This window comes from Acetivibrio sp. (assembly GCF_035371925.1).
Lineage (GTDB): Bacteria > Bacillota > Clostridia > Acetivibrionales > Acetivibrionaceae > Hungateiclostridium.
Genome location: NZ_DAORXT010000030.1, coordinates 25,029 through 31,113, shown reverse-complemented (window position 1 = coordinate 31,113; position 6,085 = coordinate 25,029). Strand labels below are relative to the sequence as shown.

Below are 6,085 nucleotides of genomic sequence, written 5' to 3'. Positions count from 1 at the left end.
CATTCTAACTTATTTTGGCCGTTTTGTCTGTCTTAATTTCTGGTATCATTATAGCTTCTGTAGACAGTAATTACTCCTACAGTTTTGCCCTCCATCTCAACAAAGTCCACTGAGATGGGCACAGGCGGATCACAGCGGTTATAAATTATTTGCTGAATCTGCTCTTCTTTATATCCCTTAGGATCAATTCCCAATATTTTTTTGGTCTTGTCTTCAATACCCAAGAGAATGTATCCTCGCCCGCCCCTGGAATTGGCCATGGCAATGACATCCTTGGTAAGCTCCTTTTTCTCACTTTCAGTGGACAAATTAAGCTCTGCTTTAAAGTCAAGCTTGGGTCCTTCTTCCTTTTTAAGTAGGCGCTTGAGCTTGTAGCAATCCATCCCCAGACCTCCGCAATTTCTGTCCTATCTTCTTCCTTCCAACTCCTTGTAGATGTCCTCCAGCTTAATTCCTCTTTCCACCATCAAAACAAGGAGATGATAAATCAAATCGGATATTTCGTATACAATTTCGCCTTTATCCTTGTTCTTCGCTCCGATAATAACCTCTGCTGCTTCTTCTCCAACCTTCTTCAATATCTTATCTAGGCCCTTTTCAAATAAATAATTTGTATATGAACCTTCTTTAGGATGTATTGTTCTGTCAACTATGACATCATATACTTCCTGAAGTATCTTTGCCGCATCTTTTGCATACACCTTTTGGTCATCGAAAACCTTCTTGGAGGTTTCCTTTAATTCGTCGCCTGACACCTCTCTATAAAAGCAGGAGTAATACCCTGTGTGACAAGCAGCTTCAACCTGCTCAACTTTTATTAAGAGAGTATCTCCATCACAATCTATATTTATAGACTTAATGAGCTGAAAATGACCGGAAGTTTCACCTTTTAGCCATAATTTATTTCTGCTTCTGCTAAAATAGTGAACCTTACCTGTTTCCAAAGACTTCTTTAGTGCCTCTTCATTCATATATGCCATCATCAGAACTTCATTGGTTTTATAGTCCTGTGTAATTACCGGAATCAGACCCCTGTCATCAAATTTCAATTCTTCAAAAATACTTGCCATTTTATTGCCTCCATATTCAATCTACATTCTAACTTCTATTCCGTTCTCTTTTAAGTACCTTTTAAGGTCCATTATTTCTATCTCTTTGTAGTGGAACAGGGACGCAGCCAGTACAGCATCAGCCTTGCCCTCCACCAGCGCTTCACGGAAATGCTCCATGGTACCGGCGCCGCCCGATGCAATAACCGGAATTCTCACACTCTCCGATACCTTTCTGGTAAGCTCGATATCATATCCTTTTTTGGTACCGTCACAATCCATACTGGTAAGAAGAATCTCTCCGGCGCCAAGCTTTTCAGCTTCCACAGCCCATTCTACAGCATCTTTTCCGGTATTGATCCTTCCTCCATTAATATATACATCCCATCCCGAGTTGTCGTCGCGCCTTTTAGCATCAATTGCAACCACCACGCACTGGCTTCCGAAACGGGATGCGGCTTCGGATATTAGCTCCGGCCTTTTTATTGCAGCTGAATTGACAGACACTTTATCCGCCCCGGCCTTTAAAATCTCGCGAAAGTCCTCCACAGTTCTTATTCCCCCTCCTACAGTAAAGGGAATAAAAACCTGCTCCGCAACTCGTTTTACCACATCAATCATAATGTTTCTGGCTTCCGCTGAAGCTGTTATATCAAGAAAAGTAAGCTCATCTGCGCCGGCCTTGTCGTAAATGGAAGCAATTTCAACCGGATCACCGGCATCCCTTATGTTTACAAAATTGACCCCTTTTACTACCCTGCCGTTATGAACGTCCAAACAGGGAATTATTCGTTTTGTCACCATCTTCCTCACTCCTTATTTGGCAACTTCTATAGCTTCTTTCAAATCCAAATCGCCCGTATAAAGTGCCTTTCCAACGATAACGCCGGAAACACCCACTTCTTTCAAATTCTTTATATCATTTATGTTGCTGACCCCTCCGGATGCAATTACCTCTATATTCACAGCTTTCACCATTTCTTCCATGGCTTTAAGGTTTGGACCTGCCAACATTCCGTCTCTGGATATGTCCGTGTATATTATTGTCTTTGCACCTAATTCTTCCATTTTCTTGGCAAAACCTATGGCTGTAAATTCGCTGGTTTTTGCCCATCCCTCTATAGCGACCATTCCGTCTTTTGCATCAATTCCAATGACAACACTGCCTTCAAAAGTCTTTAAAGCCTGCTTTACCAGTTCCGGATTCTGAACTGCGGAAGTTCCCAATATCACGCGGTGAATTCCTTTGCACAAAATTGTTTCTATCATTTCGATAGTCCTTATTCCTCCACCCAGCTGCACAGGTATACCAAGTTTTACTGCCATTTCGCTTATAATTGGAGTATTGTGAACATTTCCGGTTCTTGCCCCGTCCAAGTCAATCACATGCAAATACTCCGCACCCATCTTCTCCCATTTGAGTCCCATCTCAACGGGATCATCGGAATAAACGGTCACCTTGTCAAATTCTCCCTGTACAAGCCTTACGCACCTTCCATCCTTAATATCAACGGCCGGATAAATAATCATAATTTATAACAACCTCCTAAGTTAAACTAAGCACCTTTTAAAGAATATTTATTATTAGATATGATTCCCGCAAAATTTCTTAATATTTCAAGTCCAACTTCACCGCTCTTCTCAGGATGGAACTGGGTAGCAAAAACGTTTTTCTTTTGTACCGCAACAGAGAAGTTGATGCCATAATTGGTTTTGGCAATGACTATATCCTCATCATCGGTATCGAGATAATAAGAGTGAACGAAATAAACATAGGGTTTTTGGGGAAGCCCTTCAAACAACGAAGAATTGTTTTTAAGCTCCAGGCAATTCCACCCCATATGAGGAACCTTAAGATTCATACCGAAGGGAAGCTGCTTGATTGCTCCTCTCAAAATTCCAAGTCCCTTGTTCTCTCCGCCTTCTTCACTATAGTCAAATAAGAGCTGCATACCAAGGCAAATGCCCAAAAACGGCTTTCCGCTGTCAATAACCTTTCGTATTACTTCAATCATCCCGCTTTGAGAAAGGCTTGCCATGGCATCCGCAAAAGCTCCTACTCCCGGAAGAACTACAGAATCTGCATTTAAAATCATCTCTTTATCAGAAGTGGTCTTTGCATCAAAACCAATAAACTGAAATGCTTTCTCAACACTTTTTAAATTTCCTACTCCATAATCTATTACAGCTATCAAATTTGTTCACTCCACACAAAAAATTAAGTATAAACACCCAACACTCCCCTTACCGAACAGTAAGAAAGGGGAGTGTTTCAAGCTACACCAGCTTATTGCCTGTAAGCCTTTCATAAGCTTCAATGTATTTTAATTCTGTATTTTTAACCACATCATCGGGAAGAGTCGGAGCCGGCGGGTTCTTGTCCCAGTCAATGGTTTCGAGGTATTCTCTCAAGAACTGTTTGTCAAAGCTCTTTTGAGCTCTGCCGGGTTCGTACTCATTCATATCCCAGAATCTCGAGGAATCGGGCGTAAACAACTCATCCCCCACTACAATCTTTCCATCCAAAATACCAAATTCAAACTTTGTATCCGCCAAAATAATACCCTTGCTCTCAGCATACTTGCTTGCCTTTTCGTATAATGCCAAGCTTATGTCTCTAAGCTTTTCGGCAAGTTCCGTACCTATAGCATTACAAAGGCCTTCAAAGGACACATTCTGGTCATGACCCTCCGATTCCTTTGTAGAAGGTGTGAATATCGGTTCAGGAAGTTTGTCTGCCTGCCTTAGACCCTCAGGGAGCTTTATTCCGCATATGCTTCCGGTAGCCTTGTAGTCTTTAAGTCCGGAGCCTTCAAGATATCCTCTGACTATGCACTCTGCCGGTATCATCTTTATCTTCTTTACAAGCATGGAACGGCCTTCAAGCTCTTCCTTGAATTTTGAAAGTCCTTCAGGATATTCACTCACATCTGTAGTTATAACATGGTTGTCTACTATATCCTTGGTATAGTCAAACCAGAACTTGGAAATGCCATTCAAAACCTTTCCTTTGTTGGGTATAAGGTTCGGAAATACCACATCAAAAGCAGATATCCTGTCGGTAACTACAATTAAAAGTTTGTCTCCCAAATCATAAACATTTCTTACCTTACCTTTAATATATAAAGGAAGGTCTATAAAATTTGTGTCTCCTAATAGCATTTTACAAAACCCCTCTTACTAAATATGTATTTTATATAAAATTTAATTACAATATTCCCTTGGTCGACATGACTCCTTTAATTCTGTCATCTTCCCTGGTTGCATCATCAAGGGCTCTTCCGAAGGCTTTGAACATAGCCTCAATTATATGATGAGTATTGCTGCCGTATAATGCTTTAATATGCAGTGTTATGCCTGCGTTAAAGGCAACCGCTCTGAAAAACTCCTCAACAAGCTCCGTCTCCATGTTGCCTAATCTTTCGCATTTAAGCTCTGCATCAAAAACCAGATACGGCCTGCCGCTTATATCAAGAGCAACCAGCACCAGGGTTTCGTCCATCGGTACAAATGAAGAACCGTACCTTCTTATGGATTTCTTTTCACCCAAAGCCTGTTTTATGGCTTGACCGAATACAATTCCCACATCCTCTACGGTATGGTGGGCATCAACCTCCAAATCGCCCTTTGCTTTTACATCCAGGTCAAAAAGACCGTGTTTTGCAAACAAATTGAGCATATGGTCCAAAAACCCAACTCCCGTAGTGATGTTACCTTTTCCGGAGCCGTCAATATTTATGCTTAACGTTATATCGGTCTCGCCGGTTTTTCTGCTTATTTCAGACTTTCTACCCATTAAATTGCCTCCGAAACAAATAGTCAAATCCCATCGGTACTACACCGACAAGCTATTTTAATTCTACCATTTCTATAGAAAATCGCAACTATAATATTAATTAAAAATTATTAATAATGTCGGAAAATTCCTCTAAGAAAATATCATTTTCTTCCTTGGTGCCTACAGTTATTCTGATACAGTCGTAAAGCACAGGGTCGCCGGGAAAGCTTCGAACCAATATCCCCCGTTTTTCAAGCTCTTTGCTTATTTCATCCGCTTTAGGCACTTTAATAAGCACATAATTTGCACAGGAAGGATAAATATAAACATCCTTTATCTTTTTCAGCCCGGCCTCAAGCTCTCCCCTTTGATTGATCAAATACTGTATCATCTTCTGCATTTCTTCCTGTTTCTCAAACACCATTTGGGCTATAAGCTGGGTCAATGAGCTTACATTGTATGTCGGTCTTATTTTGTTTATCTCATTCGCAATCTCAGGACCGCTTATGGAATAGCCGCACCTTGCCCCGGCAAGAAGATAGGCTTTTGAGAAAGTACGCAGCACCACGAGGTTTTCGTACTTCTTTACAAGAGGTATTACGCTCTCATTGCAAAATTCGGCATAAGCCTCGTCAACAACAATAATTGAATTGCTGCATTCTTTTAGTATTCTTTCAATATCCTCCGAAGAAATCATCCCACCTGTCGGATTGTTGGGATTGCAGAGGAATGCCACCTTGGCTCTTTCTTCCTTTACAGCGGCAATAAAGTTATCGGTATCAAAGCCAAAGTCTTTATCCTTGTCAAGGAGAACTCCCACCGGCTCGCCGCCTGCTATCAAGGTATTTATTTTATACATTGAGAATGAGGGCCAAGGATAGACCACTTTCTCACCCTTTCCAACAAACACTGTTATTATCAGCTGAATAAGCTGATTTGATCCGGTGCCCACAACAACCTCATCAGGATTAACATTCCAATACTTCGCAAGGGTTTTTCTAAGTTCTACGGACTCATTGTCAGGATAGATATTCAAACCCGGCCCCTTTAAAAAGTAATCCGCCAGTTTTTTTCTGATGCTTTCGGGAAGCTCAAAGGGGCTTTCATTTGCGTCAAGCTTTATTCTGTAAGGAATCTGATGAGAAACATACGGCACTAATTTTTGTAATTCAGGTCTTACCAAATCTCCAATCATTGTACATTACCCCCCTTTTTTGTTTGCATCGAAAATATTTTCTTTTCTGTATACACTTTTATT

Annotated in this window: 7 protein-coding genes and 1 pseudogene; all 8 read right to left on the bottom strand. The window is 41.0% G+C overall.

Going from position 1 to position 6,085, the window contains the following annotated elements:
- Positions 1 to 53: 53 nt before the first annotated feature.
- A pseudogene (locus tag PLH43_RS06035) lies at positions 54 to 383 on the bottom strand (ATP-binding protein); the annotation flags it as partial.
- 24 nt (positions 384 to 407) lie between these two features.
- Positions 408 to 1,070 (bottom strand): bifunctional phosphoribosyl-AMP cyclohydrolase/phosphoribosyl-ATP diphosphatase HisIE, encoded by a 663-nt coding sequence (hisIE, locus tag PLH43_RS06030; RefSeq protein ID WP_324361127.1) that lies wholly within the window; start codon positions 1,068 to 1,070, stop codon positions 408 to 410.
- A gap of 21 nt (positions 1,071 to 1,091) precedes the next feature.
- The gene (gene hisF, locus PLH43_RS06025) at positions 1,092 to 1,853 is read right to left on the bottom strand and encodes an imidazole glycerol phosphate synthase subunit HisF (RefSeq protein WP_324361125.1); all 762 of its coding nucleotides are present in this window, start codon (positions 1,851 to 1,853) and stop codon (positions 1,092 to 1,094) included.
- Between the two features lie 12 nt (positions 1,854 to 1,865).
- The gene (gene hisA, locus PLH43_RS06020; protein ID WP_324361124.1) at positions 1,866 to 2,579 is read right to left on the bottom strand and encodes a 1-(5-phosphoribosyl)-5-[(5-phosphoribosylamino)methylideneamino]imidazole-4-carboxamide isomerase; all 714 of its coding nucleotides are present in this window, start codon (positions 2,577 to 2,579) and stop codon (positions 1,866 to 1,868) included.
- Positions 2,580 to 2,605: 26 nt separating this feature from the next.
- Positions 2,606 to 3,244: an imidazole glycerol phosphate synthase subunit HisH gene (gene hisH, locus PLH43_RS06015; RefSeq protein WP_324361122.1), complete on the bottom strand. Its 639-nt coding sequence runs from the start codon at positions 3,242 to 3,244 to the stop codon at positions 2,606 to 2,608.
- An 82-nt stretch (positions 3,245 to 3,326) separates the two neighbouring features.
- Positions 3,327 to 4,211 (bottom strand): phosphoribosylaminoimidazolesuccinocarboxamide synthase, encoded by an 885-nt coding sequence (locus tag PLH43_RS06010; RefSeq protein WP_324361120.1) that lies wholly within the window; start codon positions 4,209 to 4,211, stop codon positions 3,327 to 3,329.
- 46 nt (positions 4,212 to 4,257) lie between these two features.
- Positions 4,258 to 4,845: an imidazoleglycerol-phosphate dehydratase HisB gene (gene hisB / locus PLH43_RS06005; RefSeq protein ID WP_324361118.1), complete on the bottom strand. Its 588-nt coding sequence runs from the start codon at positions 4,843 to 4,845 to the stop codon at positions 4,258 to 4,260.
- A gap of 100 nt (positions 4,846 to 4,945) precedes the next feature.
- A complete protein-coding gene (gene hisC, locus PLH43_RS06000) occupies positions 4,946 to 6,022 on the bottom strand; it encodes a histidinol-phosphate transaminase (protein WP_324361117.1) in 1,077 nt (358 codons plus the stop codon).
- Between the last annotated feature and the right edge of the window lie 63 nt (positions 6,023 to 6,085).

Bases quoted from the DNA above. Each gene is read 5' to 3' on its own strand.
- hisC (WP_324361117.1), bottom strand. From the start codon at position 6,022: ATGATTGGAGATTTGGTAAGACCTGAATTACAAAAATTAGTGCCGTAT.
- hisF (WP_324361125.1), bottom strand. From the start codon at position 1,853: ATGGTGACAAAACGAATAATTCCCTGTTTGGACGTTCATAACGGCAGG.
- hisA (WP_324361124.1), bottom strand. From the start codon at position 2,579: ATGATTATTTATCCGGCCGTTGATATTAAGGATGGAAGGTGCGTAAGG.
- hisIE (WP_324361127.1), bottom strand. From the start codon at position 1,070: ATGGCAAGTATTTTTGAAGAATTGAAATTTGATGACAGGGGTCTGATT.
- PLH43_RS06010 (WP_324361120.1), bottom strand. From the start codon at position 4,211: ATGCTATTAGGAGACACAAATTTTATAGACCTTCCTTTATATATTAAA.
- hisB (WP_324361118.1), bottom strand. From the start codon at position 4,845: ATGGGTAGAAAGTCTGAAATAAGCAGAAAAACCGGCGAGACCGATATA.